This is a genomic window from Streptomyces sp. NPDC005574 (assembly GCF_040605435.1).
Lineage (GTDB): Bacteria > Actinomycetota > Actinomycetes > Streptomycetales > Streptomycetaceae > Streptomyces.
Genome location: NZ_JBEXCW010000014.1, coordinates 50,213 through 62,500 on the forward strand (window position 1 = coordinate 50,213; position 12,288 = coordinate 62,500).

Annotated in this window: 14 protein-coding genes and 1 tRNA gene; 7 read left to right on the forward strand and 8 right to left on the reverse strand. The window is 69.0% G+C overall.

Annotation, left to right across the window (positions count from 1 at the left end; translation table 11 throughout):
• Positions 1-108: 108 nt before the first annotated feature.
• Both ABZT03_RS12540 and ABZT03_RS12545 read right to left on the reverse strand, forming a co-directional pair.
• A complete protein-coding gene (locus tag ABZT03_RS12540) occupies positions 109-576 on the reverse strand; it encodes a RidA family protein (protein WP_356037419.1) in 468 nt (155 codons plus the stop codon).
• Positions 573-734, reverse strand: a complete 162-nt coding sequence (locus tag ABZT03_RS12545; RefSeq protein ID WP_003975360.1) for a DUF4177 domain-containing protein — start codon at positions 732-734, stop codon at positions 573-575. The genes ABZT03_RS12540 and ABZT03_RS12545 overlap by 4 nt, the downstream gene beginning before the upstream one ends.
• A gap of 106 nt (positions 735-840) precedes the next feature.
• On the opposite strand from ABZT03_RS12545, the gene ABZT03_RS12550 reads away from it, so the two are divergent.
• Together ABZT03_RS12550 and ABZT03_RS12555 are read left to right on the forward strand one after the other, a co-directional pair.
• Positions 841-1,818 carry an ArsA-related P-loop ATPase gene (locus ABZT03_RS12550; protein WP_356037422.1) on the forward strand — a complete coding sequence of 326 codons (978 nt, stop codon included), beginning with the start codon at positions 841-843 and terminating at the stop codon, positions 1,816-1,818.
• A gap of 73 nt (positions 1,819-1,891) precedes the next feature.
• Positions 1,892-3,340: an ArsA-related P-loop ATPase gene (locus ABZT03_RS12555; protein ID WP_356037425.1), complete on the forward strand. Its 1,449-nt coding sequence runs from the start codon at positions 1,892-1,894 to the stop codon at positions 3,338-3,340.
• Positions 3,341-3,357: 17 nt separating this feature from the next.
• Here ABZT03_RS12555 and wblA read toward each other — a convergent pair whose 3' ends face one another.
• Positions 3,358-3,696 carry a transcriptional regulator WblA gene (gene wblA, locus ABZT03_RS12560; RefSeq protein WP_356037608.1) on the reverse strand — a complete coding sequence of 113 codons (339 nt, stop codon included), beginning with the start codon at positions 3,694-3,696 and terminating at the stop codon, positions 3,358-3,360.
• 408 nt (positions 3,697-4,104) lie between these two features.
• On the opposite strand from wblA, the gene ABZT03_RS12565 reads away from it, so the two are divergent.
• Positions 4,105-6,357: a transglycosylase domain-containing protein gene (locus tag ABZT03_RS12565; RefSeq protein WP_356037427.1), complete on the forward strand. Its 2,253-nt coding sequence runs from the start codon at positions 4,105-4,107 to the stop codon at positions 6,355-6,357.
• 128 nt (positions 6,358-6,485) lie between these two features.
• Here ABZT03_RS12565 and ABZT03_RS12570 read toward each other — a convergent pair whose 3' ends face one another.
• The gene (locus ABZT03_RS12570; protein ID WP_356037430.1) at positions 6,486-6,950 is read right to left on the reverse strand and encodes a GatB/YqeY domain-containing protein; all 465 of its coding nucleotides are present in this window, start codon (positions 6,948-6,950) and stop codon (positions 6,486-6,488) included.
• 93 nt (positions 6,951-7,043) lie between these two features.
• Between ABZT03_RS12570 and ABZT03_RS12575 the strand changes: the two genes are divergently transcribed.
• The 4 genes from ABZT03_RS12575 (at position 7,044) to ABZT03_RS12590 (ending at position 9,714) form a co-directional block, all read left to right on the forward strand.
• The gene (locus ABZT03_RS12575) at positions 7,044-7,973 is read left to right on the forward strand and encodes a metallophosphoesterase (RefSeq protein ID WP_356037432.1); all 930 of its coding nucleotides are present in this window, start codon (positions 7,044-7,046) and stop codon (positions 7,971-7,973) included.
• 370 nt (positions 7,974-8,343) lie between these two features.
• Positions 8,344-9,129 carry a Pr6Pr family membrane protein gene (locus ABZT03_RS12580; protein WP_356037435.1) on the forward strand — a complete coding sequence of 262 codons (786 nt, stop codon included), beginning with the start codon at positions 8,344-8,346 and terminating at the stop codon, positions 9,127-9,129.
• Positions 9,130-9,163: 34 nt separating this feature from the next.
• Positions 9,164-9,237 (forward strand) — tRNA-Pro (locus ABZT03_RS12585).
• A 243-nt stretch (positions 9,238-9,480) separates the two neighbouring features.
• On the forward strand, positions 9,481-9,714 hold the full coding sequence (locus ABZT03_RS12590) for a helix-turn-helix transcriptional regulator (RefSeq protein WP_356037437.1): 234 nt from the start codon (positions 9,481-9,483) through the stop codon (positions 9,712-9,714).
• Between the two features lie 147 nt (positions 9,715-9,861).
• On the opposite strand, the gene ABZT03_RS12595 is transcribed toward ABZT03_RS12590, so the two are convergent.
• From ABZT03_RS12595 to ABZT03_RS12610, 4 genes are all read right to left on the reverse strand, one after another.
• The gene (locus tag ABZT03_RS12595) at positions 9,862-10,452 is read right to left on the reverse strand and encodes a hypothetical protein (RefSeq protein ID WP_356037440.1); all 591 of its coding nucleotides are present in this window, start codon (positions 10,450-10,452) and stop codon (positions 9,862-9,864) included.
• Positions 10,453-10,912: 460 nt separating this feature from the next.
• Positions 10,913-11,293, reverse strand: a complete 381-nt coding sequence (locus ABZT03_RS12600; RefSeq protein ID WP_356037442.1) for a DNA/RNA non-specific endonuclease — start codon at positions 11,291-11,293, stop codon at positions 10,913-10,915.
• Positions 11,188-11,628, reverse strand: a complete 441-nt coding sequence (locus ABZT03_RS12605; RefSeq protein ID WP_356037445.1) for an RHS repeat domain-containing protein — start codon at positions 11,626-11,628, stop codon at positions 11,188-11,190. The genes ABZT03_RS12600 and ABZT03_RS12605 overlap by 106 nt, the downstream gene beginning before the upstream one ends.
• Before the next feature lie 192 nt (positions 11,629-11,820).
• Positions 11,821-12,270, reverse strand: a complete 450-nt coding sequence (locus ABZT03_RS12610) for a hypothetical protein (protein WP_356037448.1) — start codon at positions 12,268-12,270, stop codon at positions 11,821-11,823.
• Positions 12,271-12,288: the final 18 nt, after the last annotated feature.

A 12,288-nucleotide genomic window follows, 5' to 3' on the forward strand; every position in this document is an offset into this window, starting at 1 on the left:
GCTCGGAGGCTATCCCGTGGCGCGCCGATGTTCGAGGGGCGGCGGTGATCCTCCCCCAGCGCGACGGAGCCCCGGTCAGAGCCCGATCGGGCCACGCTCGGCAGCCGCTCAGGCCCCGGTGAGCTCCACCTGGATCTCGACCTCCACCGGCGCGTCCAGCGGCAGTACGGCCACACCGACCGCGCTGCGGGCGTGCACGCCCTTGTCGCCGAGGACCTCGCCGAGCAGTTCGCTGGCGCCGTTCACCACGGCGGGCTGGCCGGTGAAGTCCGAGGCCGAGGCGACGAAGCCGACGACCTTCACCACGCGCGCGATGCGGTCCAGGTCGCCGGCCACCGACTTGACGGCGGCCAAGGCGTTCAGCGCGCAGGTACGCGCCAGCTCCTTGGCCTCCTCGGGGGTGACCTCGGCGCCCACCTTGCCGGTGACCGGAAGCTTGCCCTCCACCATGGGCAGCTGGCCCGAGGTGTACACGTACACGCCGGATCGGACGGCCGGCTGGTACGCGGCGAGCGGCGGCACGACCGACGGCAGGGTCAGGCCGAGCTCGGCCAGCTTCGCCTCGACCGCGCTCACGCCTGCTTCTCCCGCTTCAGGTAGGCCACGAGCTGCTCGGGGTTGTTCGGCCCGGGCACGACCTGGACGAGCTCCCAGCCGTCCTCGCCCCAGGTGTCCAGAATCTGCTTCGTGGCATGGACGAGCAGCGGCACGGTTGCGTATTCCCACTTGGTCATGCGGCCGACTTTAGCCGCTGGCCGGGGTGGCCTCGACGGCCGACCGCAGCCACGTTGTCCACAGGCCCCCGCGTGGCACGGACGCGGACTGGTTAGGCTCGAAGACGTGAGCAGGCTCCAGGTCGTCAGCGGCAAGGGCGGGACCGGAAAGACGACGGTCGCCGCCGCCCTCGCGCTGGCCCTCGCCACCGAGGGGAAGCGGACGCTTCTCGTCGAGGTGGAGGGTCGGCAGGGCATCGCGCAGCTCTTCGAAACGGAGGCGCTGCCTTATGAGGAGCGAAAGATCGCCGTCGCTCCCGGGGGCGGGGAGGTGTACGCCCTCGCCATAGACGCGGAACAGGCCCTTCTGGACTACCTCCAGATGTTCTACAAGCTGGGAAGCGCCGGACGGGCCCTGAAGAAACTCGGCGCGATCGACTTCGCCACCACCGTCGCGCCCGGGATCAGAGACGTACTCCTCACGGGCAAGGCGTGCGAGGCGGTGCGCAGAAAGGACAAGTCCGGACGTTTCGCCTACGACCATGTCGTCATGGACGCGCCTCCCACCGGGCGCATCACCCGCTTCCTGAACGTCAACGACGAGGTCGCCGGGCTGGCGAAGATCGGGCCGATACACAATCAGGCGCAGGCCGTGATGCGGGTGCTGAAGTCGCCGCAGACGGCCGTGCACCTGGTGACCCTGCTGGAGGAGATGCCCGTCCAGGAGACCGCGGACGGGATCACCGAACTGCGCTCCGCGCGGCTGCCGGTCGGGCGGATCATCGTCAACATGGTGCGGCCGCAGGTGTTGGACGCCGCCGATCTGGAACTCGTACGCCATGTGCCCCGCACCGCCGTCGCCAAGTCGCTGTCGGCGGCCGGGCTGGGCGGCGCCCGGCGGGGCGGGAACGCCGAGAAGCTGGTGGACCCGCTGCTCCGGCAGGCCGAGGAGTACGCCGAGCGGTACGAGCTGGAGCACGAGCAGCGGGCCGTCCTCGGTGACCTGGGACTGCCGCTGGACGAACTGCCCCTGCTGACGGAGGGCATGGATCTGGCCGGTCTGTACGCACTGGCCGGCGAGCTGCGGAACCAGGGCACGGCATGAGGCCGTTCACCCTTCGGAAGCAGGACCACGAGCAGCACAGCGGACAGCACCAGCAGGGGAAGCAGGGGATGTCATGAGCCGTCCGGAACCGGCCCGCGCGCAGGACTCCGCGGCCCGCCGCCTGTCTCCCGCGCGCGTGCTCGACCTCGATCCGCTGATCGACGACCCGGAGACCCGCATCGTGGTGTGCTGCGGCTCCGGCGGGGTCGGCAAGACGACGACGGCGGCGGCGCTCGGGCTGCGCGCCGCCGAGCGGGGGCGCAAGGTGGTGGTTCTCACCATCGACCCGGCCCGCCGGCTCGCGCAGTCGATGGGCATCGACTCGCTGGACAACGTGCCGCGCCGGGTGAAGGGCATCGACGACTCCGCTACCGGCGAACTGCACGCCATGATGCTCGACATGAAGCGGACCTTCGACGAGATCGTCGAGGCGCACGCCGACCGCGAGCGGGCCGCAGCGATCCTGACCAACCCCTTCTACCAGTCGCTGTCCGCCGGCTTCGCCGGCACGCAGGAGTACATGGCGATGGAGAAGCTGGGGCAGCTGCGCGCGCGGGACGAGTGGGACCTGATCGTGGTGGACACCCCGCCGTCCCGCTCGGCGCTGGACTTCCTGGACGCGCCCAAGCGCCTCGGGTCCTTCCTCGACGGACGGCTGATCCGGTTGCTGACCGCCCCGGCGAAGCTGGGCGGGCGGGCCGGCATGAAGTTCCTGAACGTCGGGATGTCGATGATGACCGGCACCCTGGGCAAGCTGCTCGGCGGCCAGCTCCTGAAGGACGTGCAGACGTTCGTGTCCGCGATGGACACCACGTTCGGCGGGTTCCGCACACGGGCGGACGCCACCTTCAAACTGCTCCAGGCGCCCGGCACGGCGTTCCTGGTCGTCGCGGCGCCCGAGCGGGACGCGCTGCGTGAGGCGGCGTACTTCGTGCAGCGGCTGGCCGCCGAGGACATGCCGCTGGCCGGCCTGGTACTCAACCGGGTCCACGGCAGCGGCGCCGTCCAGCTGTCGGCCGAGCGGGCACTGGCCGCCGCGGAGACACTTGACCTCGACGAATCCGACGACGCGGAAAATCTTGAAGAGCCCCGCATTGTGGATCAGGACGGCGGGAAAGCTGGACTTCGTAACTCTCCCGACACGTACGGCAGTTCAGAACCGCCCGCACCCGAGCCGGCATCCGGTCCGTCACCGGGTCGGGCGCCCGAAGCAGCACCCGGCCCCGCATCAGCACCCAGCCCGGAAGCAGAACCCGGCCTCGATCCAGCACACGGCACGGCGTCCGAGTCAGGCTCCCCCGCCCAGCTCACCGCAGCCCTTCTGAGGCTGCATGCCGATCGCATGCGGCTGCTCTCGCGTGAGCAGCGCACGCGTGACCGCTTCAGCGCGCTCCACCCCGAGGTGGCCGTGGCCGAAGTGGCCGCGCTGCCGGGCGATGTGCACGACCTCGCGGGACTGCGGGACATCGGCGACCGGCTCGCGGCCGGGCGGCCGGAGCTGCCCGAGCCTGCCGGAGGCTGAGCCGGGAGGCTTTCCCCTCAGCCCACCGCCGCGTAGTTCTCGTAGATCTCGTCGTCGTCGAGGGGCAGGATGCCGGCCCCGCGCTCGTACTCCGTGCGCGCGGTCTCGAGCAGCCGACGCCAGGACGTCACCGTGGGCCGCCTGCGCAGCAGTGCGCGGCGCTCCCGCTCCGTCATGCCTCCCCACACGCCGAACTCGACGCGGTTGTCGAGCGCATCGGCCAGGCACTCGGTGCGAACCGGACATCCGGTGCACACCGCCTTGGCCCTGTTCTGCGCTGCTCCCTGAACGAACAGTTCATCCGGATCGGTAGTGCGGCAGGCCGCCTGCGCACTCCAGTCGGTTACCCAGCCCATACCGGCGCCGTCCTCTCCCGAATCGAGGCTCCCCCACGGCGGCAGCGGCATATTCACCGCCGCCAGTTGAGGACGTTACGGAAGGCGGGGACAGCGCAACACCCCCTTCGGGCCCAATCTTGAATGGCCCGAACGGACTATGGGTAAGCGGCAGATCACCCGGGGGAGTGAGCTGGCGACATACATGACCTTCCCGGCGAAACGGGACAGTTATGTTGCGTCACAACGGGCGCCAGGTGACACACAAGGCGGATTCGGACACGCCCTCCCCAAAAAAATCGGGGTACCTCCGGAACGATTCGGGTTCGCCGGACGTATTGATACGTGGACCTACTGCTGTGACAGTCGAGAGCAGCTTAGGCCAAGGCATATACGCGTGTCCGGCGAATGAGAACGTAGGCTGCCCCCATGCCAAAGAAGCGCTCGGGCGGTGGTCTGTCGTCAACGCAGCAGGCCGCGAAGTTCCTCGGTGTCAGTGTGCTCGCGGGAGCCGTGATGGCCGGCATCGCGTTGCCCGCGGCCGGTGCGCTGGGCCTCGCGGCCAAGGGATCGGTCGAGGGCTTCGACGAGATCCCGGCCAACCTGAAGAGCCCGCCACTGAGCCAGCGGACCACGATCCTCGACAGCAAGGGCCATCAGATCGCCACGGTCTACTCACGTGACCGCACGGTGGTCGGCCTCAAGGACATGTCGCCGTTCATACAGAAGGCGATCGTCGCGATCGAGGACGCGCGCTTCTACCAGCACGGCGCGATCGACCTGAAGGGCGTCCTGCGCGCCCTCAACAAGAACGCGCAGAGCGGCGGGGTGTCCGAGGGCGCCTCCACGCTCACCCAGCAGCTGGTGAAGAACGTCTTCGTCGAGGAGGCCGGTGACGACCCGACGAAGGTCGCCCAGGCCACGCAGCAGACCCTCGGCCGCAAGATCAAGGAACTGAAGTACGCGATCCAGGTCGAAGAGGAACTCGGCAAGAAGAAGATCCTCGAGAACTACCTGAACATCACCTTCTTCGGCGAGCAGGCGTACGGCGTCGAGGCCGCCGCCGAGCGTTACTTCTCCAAGCACGCCAAGGACCTGAACCTCCAGGAGTCGGCTCTGCTCGCCGGCATCGTGCAGTCGCCGAGCCGCTACGACCCGGTCAATGACGAGGCCGAGGCCACCAAGCGGCGCAACACGGTGCTGGAGCGCATGGCCGAGGTCGGTGACATCTCGCGGGCGGACGCGGCCAAGGCGAAGCAGTCACCGCTCGGCCTGAAGGTCAGCGAGTCCAAGAACGGCTGCATCACGGCGGTCAACGGCGCCAGCTTCTTCTGCAAGTACGTCGAGAAGGTCTTCCTCAGCGACCCGGTCTTCGGCAAGACCAAGGAGGCCCGCGCCAAGGTCTGGAACCGGGGCGGTCTGACGATCCGTACGACGCTGGACCCGCAGGCGCAGGCGTCGGTGCAGGCCTCGCTCAAGGACCACGTCTACAAGTCCGACTCGGTCGCCGCCGCCGCCACCCTGGTGGAGCCCGGCACCGGCAAGGTCGTCGGCATGGGCCAGTCGAAGCCGTACGGCTACAGCAAGAACGAGACGGAGTACAACTACTCGGTCGACGCGGCCATGGGCGGCTCCAACTTCGGCTTCCCGACGGGTTCGACGTTCAAGCCGTTCGTGGCCGCGGCCGCGCTGGAGCAGGGCCGGCCGGCGACCCAGGAGTTCTCCTCGCCGTACGAGATGGAGTACCCGAGCCCCGTCCAGACCTGCGAGAACAAGCCGTGGACCAACCAGGGCGCGCAGAAGGTCTCGAACGAGAGCGAGTCCGAGGTCGGGCCGTACCGGCTGAAGGAGGCGATGGCCAAGTCGGTCAACACCTACTTCGTCCAGATGATCTCCGACATCGGCCTGTGCCCCGTCGTCAACATGACGGACAAGCTCCAGGTCAGGCAGGGCAACGGCACCAAGCTGCCGGAGCGGCCCGCCATCGCGCTCGGCTCGGTGGGCCTGTCCCCGCTGACCATGGCGAGCGCGTACGCCGCCTTCGCCTCCCGCGGCATGTACTGCACGCCGATCGCCATCGAGTCGATCACGCGGAAGGTCGGCGACGAGCAGAAGTCGATGCAGGTGCCGAAGTCGACGTGCTCGCGGGCGATGAGCGAGAAGACCGCGGACACCGTCAACACCCTGCTGCGCGGAGTGATCGACTCCGGTACGGGGCAGGAGGCCGGTCTCACCGACCGCGAGAGCGCCGGTAAGACGGGTACGACGGACGAGCGCAAGAACGCCTGGTTCGTCGGCTACACCCCGAACATGTCGGGCGCCGTCTGGGTCGGCAGTGCCACCCAGAAGGTCCAGATGCGGCAGATCAGCATCGGCGGCGTCTACCACGACCTGGTCTACGGCGGTCAGGTCCCGGGCCCGATCTGGAAGGACGCCATGGCCGGCGCCCTCGCCGGCAAGAACGCCGAGTCCTTCAACCTCGTCAACATCCCCGACCCCCCGAAGCACAAGGACAAGGGTGACGAAAACGGAGACAACAACGGCAACAACGGCGACAACAACGGCGGCACGAACGACGGCGGCAACACCTTCCCGGACCCCACCTTCTCCATCCCGGACAACTTCTTCCAGGGACAGGGCAACGGAGGCAACGGCGGCAACGGGAACGGGGGACGGGGCTGAGCCGGTGATCAGCCCCGGGCCGCTTGCCCGCTGACGGCACGAACGAGGGCGCCCTTCCTGTCGTACGACGGGAAGGGCGCCCCTGTGTTTACCGGTGGCCGGTCGGGTGCCGGGTTGCGAAGTGGAGGTCAGCCGGCCAGGAGCTGCTTGACCACGGCGGCGACGCGGCCGCCCTCGGCCTGCCCGGCGACCTTCGGGTTGACGATCTTCATGACCGCGCCCATGGCCCGCGGCCCCTCGGCACCGGCCGCCTTCGCCTCCTCGACGGCCTGGCCGACGATCCCGCGCAGCTCCTCGTCGCTGAGCTGCTGCGGCAGGTACGCGGCGAGCACCTCGCCCTCCGCCTTCTCCCGCTCGGCCGACTCGGGGCGGCCACCCTGCTCGAAGGCGTCCGCGGCCTCACGGCGCTTCTTCGCCTCCCTGGTGATCACCTTGAGGACCTCGTCGTCGGAGAGCTCGCGCTTCTCCTTGCCCGCGACCTCCTCCTTCGTGATGGCGGAGAGGGTCAGCCGGAGCGTCGAGGAGCGGAGCTCGTCGCGCCCCTTGATCGCGGCGTTGAGGTCTGCCTGCAGCTTCGACTTGAGCGTGGTCATGGGGTGATTGTCGCAGGTGTCGCACGCCCTACGCCCGTTCATTAAAGGGACGGTGGGGCACGGGGCACCGGCGGGGTCTGACACGATGGACGTATGCGCGCGCGATACGGAGTACCTCTGGGAGTCGCGGCGGCCAGCGCCGCCGGACTGGTCTACGCGGCGGGCTTCGAGGTCCGCTCCTTCCGCCTGCGGCGAGTGACGGTCCCCGTCCTCCCCGCCGGCATGCGTCCCCTGCGCGTGCTCCAGGTCTCCGACATCCACATGGTGGGCGGTCAGCGCAAGAAACAGCGCTGGCTGCGCTCACTGGCCGGCCTGCGTCCCGACTTCGTGATCAACACGGGCGACAACCTGTCCGACCCGGAGGGCGTCCCGGAGGTCCTGGACGCGCTGGGGCCGCTGATGGAGTTCCCGGGGGCGTACGTCTTCGGCTCCAACGACTACTACGGCCCGCGGCTGCGCAATCCCGCCCGCTACCTGCTGGAGCGGATGAGCGGAAGCCACGGCCTGAACGGCAACCCGCCCGCGGTCAACGTCCTCCACAACCCGTGGGAGGACCTGCGTGACGGCTTCGACGGCGCGGGCTGGCTGAACCTCACCAACACACGGGGCACCCTCAAGATCGAGGGCATGTCGCTGGAGCTGACCGGCCTCGACGACCCGCACATCAAGCGGGACCGCTACCAGCGGGTCGCCGGCGGCCCGTCCGACGCGGCCGACTTCTCCATGGGCGTGGTGCACGCCCCCTACCTGCGGGTGCTCGACGCCTTCACGGCGGACGCCTACCCCCTGGTCCTCGCCGGCCACACCCACGGCGGCCAGCTGTGCATCCCCTTCTACGGCGCCCTGGTCACCAACTGCGACCTGGACGCGGACCGCGTCAAGGGCCTCTCCACCCACACGGCGGAGGACCGCACGTCGTACCTCCACGTCTCGGCGGGCTGCGGCACCAACCGCTACACCCCGGTCCGCTTCGCCTGCCCACCCGAGGCGACGCTGCTGACGCTGGTCAGCGGGGAGGGGTGAGGGTTTCGGAGGGGGAGGGTTTCGGAGGAGTGAGGGTTTCGGAGGGGTGCGGGCTTCGGTGGCGGCGGGGCGATGGTGACTCCCGGGGGGGCATTCGCGGCCGACGCCCGGCGGCGGTGGCTGGTGACCCGTGACCGGGGACCGGTGAGCGGTGAGCGGTGATCGATCGGGGTGGTGGCTGACCGCGGAGGTCACCTGGCCGCGGTCGGTCTGGTCGGTCTGGTCGGCCGGGTCGGTCGGAGTCGGACGGGTCACGGGGCCGGACCGGGTCTGACGGGATCCGTCGGGGGTCCGTCGGGGCGGTCACCCGGTTAACCCGCACGGCCCGCCCGTATCGCCCGATTTGTCTATTCTGCTTAGCGTGAGGGGCATGACCGCCCCGATACCCAGGGACATCCCGGATCTCCCCGCGCTCCCGGGCATTCCCGCGCTGCTGCCCTCGTCCGTCCCCGCCTCGGCCGTGGTGGCGCCGGTGCGCCGTCCGCTGGTCGGCGTCTACCGCCTGCTCGTCGCCCTGACGGCGGCCGCCGCCGTGACGATCGACCTGCTCCTGGGCAGCCCGGTCCGGGTGCTGAGCCACTTCGCGATCCAGAGCACCGTTCTGCTCGCCGTCGTCTTCGCCGTGTCGGCCCGCCGGGCCTGGACGGCCCGCCGCCCCCTGCCGTCACTCGTGACGGGCGCCGTGCTGCTCTACGCCGGCATCACCGGGCTGGTGTACCACCTGTTGCTGGCGGACGCGGCGAGCCCGTTCTCCCTGACGGGCGGCACCACACAGCCCGCGGGCTGGCAGGCGGTCGCCCACCACATCGTCCATACGGTGATCCCGATCGCGGCGGTGGCGGACTGGCTGCTCCTGACCGCGCCGGGCCGCCTGCACCTGCGCCAGGCGTCGACGTGGCTGCTGTACCCCATCGCCTACCTGGCGTTCTCCTTCGCCCGCGGCGAGCTGATCCTGCCCGGCACCAGGGGCCGCTACCTCTACCCCTTCCTGGACGTCGACCACCACGGCTACAAGAGCGTCCTGGCCAACGCGCTCCTCCTCGGCCTCTCCTTCTACGCCCTCGCCGTCCTCATCGTGGCGCTCGACCACGCCCGCCCGAACCCCACCCGCCACCGCGGCAAAACCGGATTTCGTCTCCAGCCACCCGTGGGCTAAAGTAAACGACGTCGCCGCGACGAGCAGCGACAATCGGGGTGTAGCGCAGCTTGGCAGCGCGCTTCGTTCGGGACGAAGAGGTCGTGGGTTCAAATCCCGCCACCCCGACAGTGAAGTACCAGGTCAGGGGCCTGATCCGCAGTGCGGGTCGGGCCCCTGAGTGGTTCCTGGAGATCGCTTGGCAGAGATCTGAGAGAAGAGCTTGGTCGGCTTCTCCCAGGAGCAGTCTCCAGTGCCGCAGGAAGAGCGGCGCTCACGCGCCCTCGGACCTGCGCGTTCGCGAATCCAGGGCTTGTAGCTGATCAGGAACACCGCGGCGGGCCGCCCCAACGGTCGTTAGGAACACCGCACATGGCGGGTCATCGCTCAGCGTCTCCCCACGACCACGCCCGTGCACTCGCCCAGCGGGTACGGGCGCTGCGGGAGGGCCGCGGGTGGACGCGGGAACGGCTGGCCAAGGAGGCAGGCATCGCCGTCGGGACGCTGGGCCGTCTGGAGAGCGAGGGAGCGGTCCAGCCAGGTTTCTTCACTGTCGGCGCGGTGGCCGGGGCTCTCGCGGTCTCCCACGGCCTGCGGGGGAAATGACCCTGCCGCGCCCCGTCGTCTACGAAGGCCACGCCTGGTGGGAAGGCCGTCAGGCGACAGCCGACTACTACGAGAGCAGCCTCGATCACCCCACGGACGGCACCTTCGAAGCGATTCGTCGGCAGGTCGCCGCGAGTTGCGGGTGCCTCACTGGATGCTGGTCCGGTGCTCGTGGGTGGGGTCTGAGGAGCAGGCGAAGACGTTGAGGGAGCCTCCTCGGCCGACGGTCACCCGCGTGGGGGCGTTCGCCTCGGGCTCGTTCGTGAGGTCACGGTCCTCCAGCGGAATCCAGCTGGGGGTTCCGCTGTCCCATTCCCTGCTGTCGACTCTCAGCAGAAGGTGCATCGGTTCCCCGCAGGAACACGTCGTATTCGTCGGCCCGGTCACGCTCCACGACGCATAGCCGCCGATCTTCCAACCGGGCGCGATGGACAGATCGTGGTCGTACGTGACGATATCGGCTTCGTCGTCATGGGATTCCTCGGCCTGCTCTTCGGCCGCAGCGTCCCAAGCCTCGATTCGCTGTTGCAGATCCTCGTCCAGGAGTTCCCGGTATTCGTGTTCCACCACCTGTTCGGGGTCGAGCACGCACGGTTCTGGGACGTATCCGGAATCGCCGACCACCTGGGGGAGAGACGGCTCGGTGAGCGCCTCGCCGACCCCGGCCGAATCGCGCCAGCGCACCTGCACATCGGGGCCGGATTGCGCGCCGTGGGCGTCGAACGGGCACCACAGCACCTAAAGGAGGTCGCATCCCGCCGGCGCCAGGAGGCCCGGGACATCCCTCACGAACACCTGAACCACCGGCAGAAGGGGGACGGGGTCGGTGTCACCGAGCCCCGGAACGTGATGCTCCCGCTCAAGAGCCGACAGAAGCTCCCGTTCCTCTTCCGACGGGCCCACGGCGGGGTCTCGACGCCACGCCTCCGCGAGGATCCGGCGCCACGCGTGGATGTCCTCGACGCGCCTTCCACGGTTCCTGGCATGGGGCATCCGGCAGGTCGGCCAGGCTTCGTCCCGAGGCCACAGGAACGGGCCACCGACCGAGCTCTCCTGTGGCTTCGGCGCCCCTGGCCTCGGGTGGAGCCTCGTGCATACCTTGCGGTACCTGGACAGTTCCGGGAATTCCGCCTCGATGTCCACGGGGCGCGGGGGCGTGGTACGCGTCATGACCATCCTTGACGTTGCGGTGGCTGCGTCACAGTCTAGGAATCGCTGTCCGAACCCCCGAGGCAGGGTTCTCCAGCACCTCGTTCAATGAGAATCCCCGGTTTCCGTACGCGGATATCTCCAGCCTGAGCGGGACCGGGTTGGTTCCTCCATAGACCGGCGTCACCGAGTACTGGACGTTCTCACCCTTGTTGACGGCCTCGAAGACCCTGGCCTCGATCTGCTTCGTCACCGGCGTGTTCACCGGGTTCTGGGTCAGCGTGACGAGGTTGTGGCGCGCCAAAGGGCCCTTGCCGGGGCCGCTCAGGAGGTTGGCGAGCAGATGACCGCGTGCTTCGTTGTAGGCCGTTCCGTCGCCTCGCCAGCCGGGCGTCCGTGTCGAGCCCGCCTCACTTCCCGTGCGCAGCATCTCCCGGTGAACGTGCGGTCGTCGAAGTCTGTCTCGGCGCTCAGGCGCCCTGCGGCGTCGTACTCGTAACTCCAGCTGAGACCCGTCGGGTTGGTGACTCCGACGAGGCGTAGTTCCGTGTCATGGGCGAAGGTGTGGCGGGCGCCGTCCGGTGTCGTGCGGGCTGTGACTTCGCGCCCTCCCGCAGCGAGTGAGCCATCTCCGTGGCCTGCTTGCGCGCTGCTTTGGACCGTGTGCTGAACGCCTTGGACGCCTTGCCCTCCCACCGCACCTCCGCGAGCGAGGTGCGGGCCGCCTCCGCCGCGTCGTCGAGGCCCGTGGCCAGGTGGCGCCACATCTTCGCGATCTCCCGCACACCGTCCGGATCCACTGCTGGATCCGAGAGCCCCAGGAACTCCAGACCACTTTCCAGGGAGTTGCCGAACATGTGGTTGAACTTGTCGACGTAATGGAAGGGGTTGCGGTCGACCACGCCCGAATCAGCCCTTCTTCGCCTGTACCACGACCGCCGGCGGCACGTCCTGAGCCTAGACGCAGATCCAGCAGTACAGATGGTGGCCCCGGCTGGTCGCTCTGGTGGCCAAGTCGGCTGTCCGGTGCAGGAATTCAGCCAGGGATGTCGGGTTCGGCGGGGTGGGGAAGGTGGGGGATGTCGCCCATTCCTCGGCCACGGCTTGCAGGGACGCCCGGTCCGTTGTGGCCAGTGCGTTGCGTAGAGCGTCGGTCAGGGACAGGCACACCAGGTCGCCGTCCTCGGTCATCGCGATCAGGTGGCCGTGCCGGGGGTCGGCGCGAACTCCGTCTTCCGAGCGGCCTGTTATGAGGGCTTCGGCCGGCAGCAGGTCGGCGGTCGGGTCCATGGCGTTGACGTCGAATCCGTCGTAGCCCGTCGCCGTCGGCTCGCCGTCCTCGCGCAGGACGGCTCGGGCGGCGTCGTCATCGTCAGCGGCTGCGAAGTAGCCGAACAGGACTCCCATGCCGGAGATACTGACACT

Excerpts from the sequence above, each read along its gene's own strand:
- ABZT03_RS12600 (WP_356037442.1), bottom strand. The coding sequence starts at position 11,293 with ATGCTGCGCACGGGAAGTGAGGCGGGCTCGACACGGACGCCCGGCTGG.
- ABZT03_RS12590 (WP_356037437.1), top strand. The coding sequence starts at position 9,481 with ATGGCGGGTCATCGCTCAGCGTCTCCCCACGACCACGCCCGTGCACTC.
- ABZT03_RS12565 (WP_356037427.1), top strand. The coding sequence starts at position 4,105 with ATGCCAAAGAAGCGCTCGGGCGGTGGTCTGTCGTCAACGCAGCAGGCC.
- ABZT03_RS12545 (WP_003975360.1), bottom strand. The coding sequence starts at position 734 with ATGACCAAGTGGGAATACGCAACCGTGCCGCTGCTCGTCCATGCCACG.
- ABZT03_RS12555 (WP_356037425.1), top strand. The coding sequence starts at position 1,892 with ATGAGCCGTCCGGAACCGGCCCGCGCGCAGGACTCCGCGGCCCGCCGC.
- ABZT03_RS12575 (WP_356037432.1), top strand. The coding sequence starts at position 7,044 with ATGCGCGCGCGATACGGAGTACCTCTGGGAGTCGCGGCGGCCAGCGCC.
- ABZT03_RS12580 (WP_356037435.1), top strand. The coding sequence starts at position 8,344 with ATGACCGCCCCGATACCCAGGGACATCCCGGATCTCCCCGCGCTCCCG.
- ABZT03_RS12610 (WP_356037448.1), bottom strand. The coding sequence starts at position 12,270 with ATGGGAGTCCTGTTCGGCTACTTCGCAGCCGCTGACGATGACGACGCC.
- ABZT03_RS12570 (WP_356037430.1), bottom strand. The coding sequence starts at position 6,950 with ATGACCACGCTCAAGTCGAAGCTGCAGGCAGACCTCAACGCCGCGATC.
- wblA (WP_356037608.1), bottom strand. The coding sequence starts at position 3,696 with ATGGGCTGGGTAACCGACTGGAGTGCGCAGGCGGCCTGCCGCACTACC.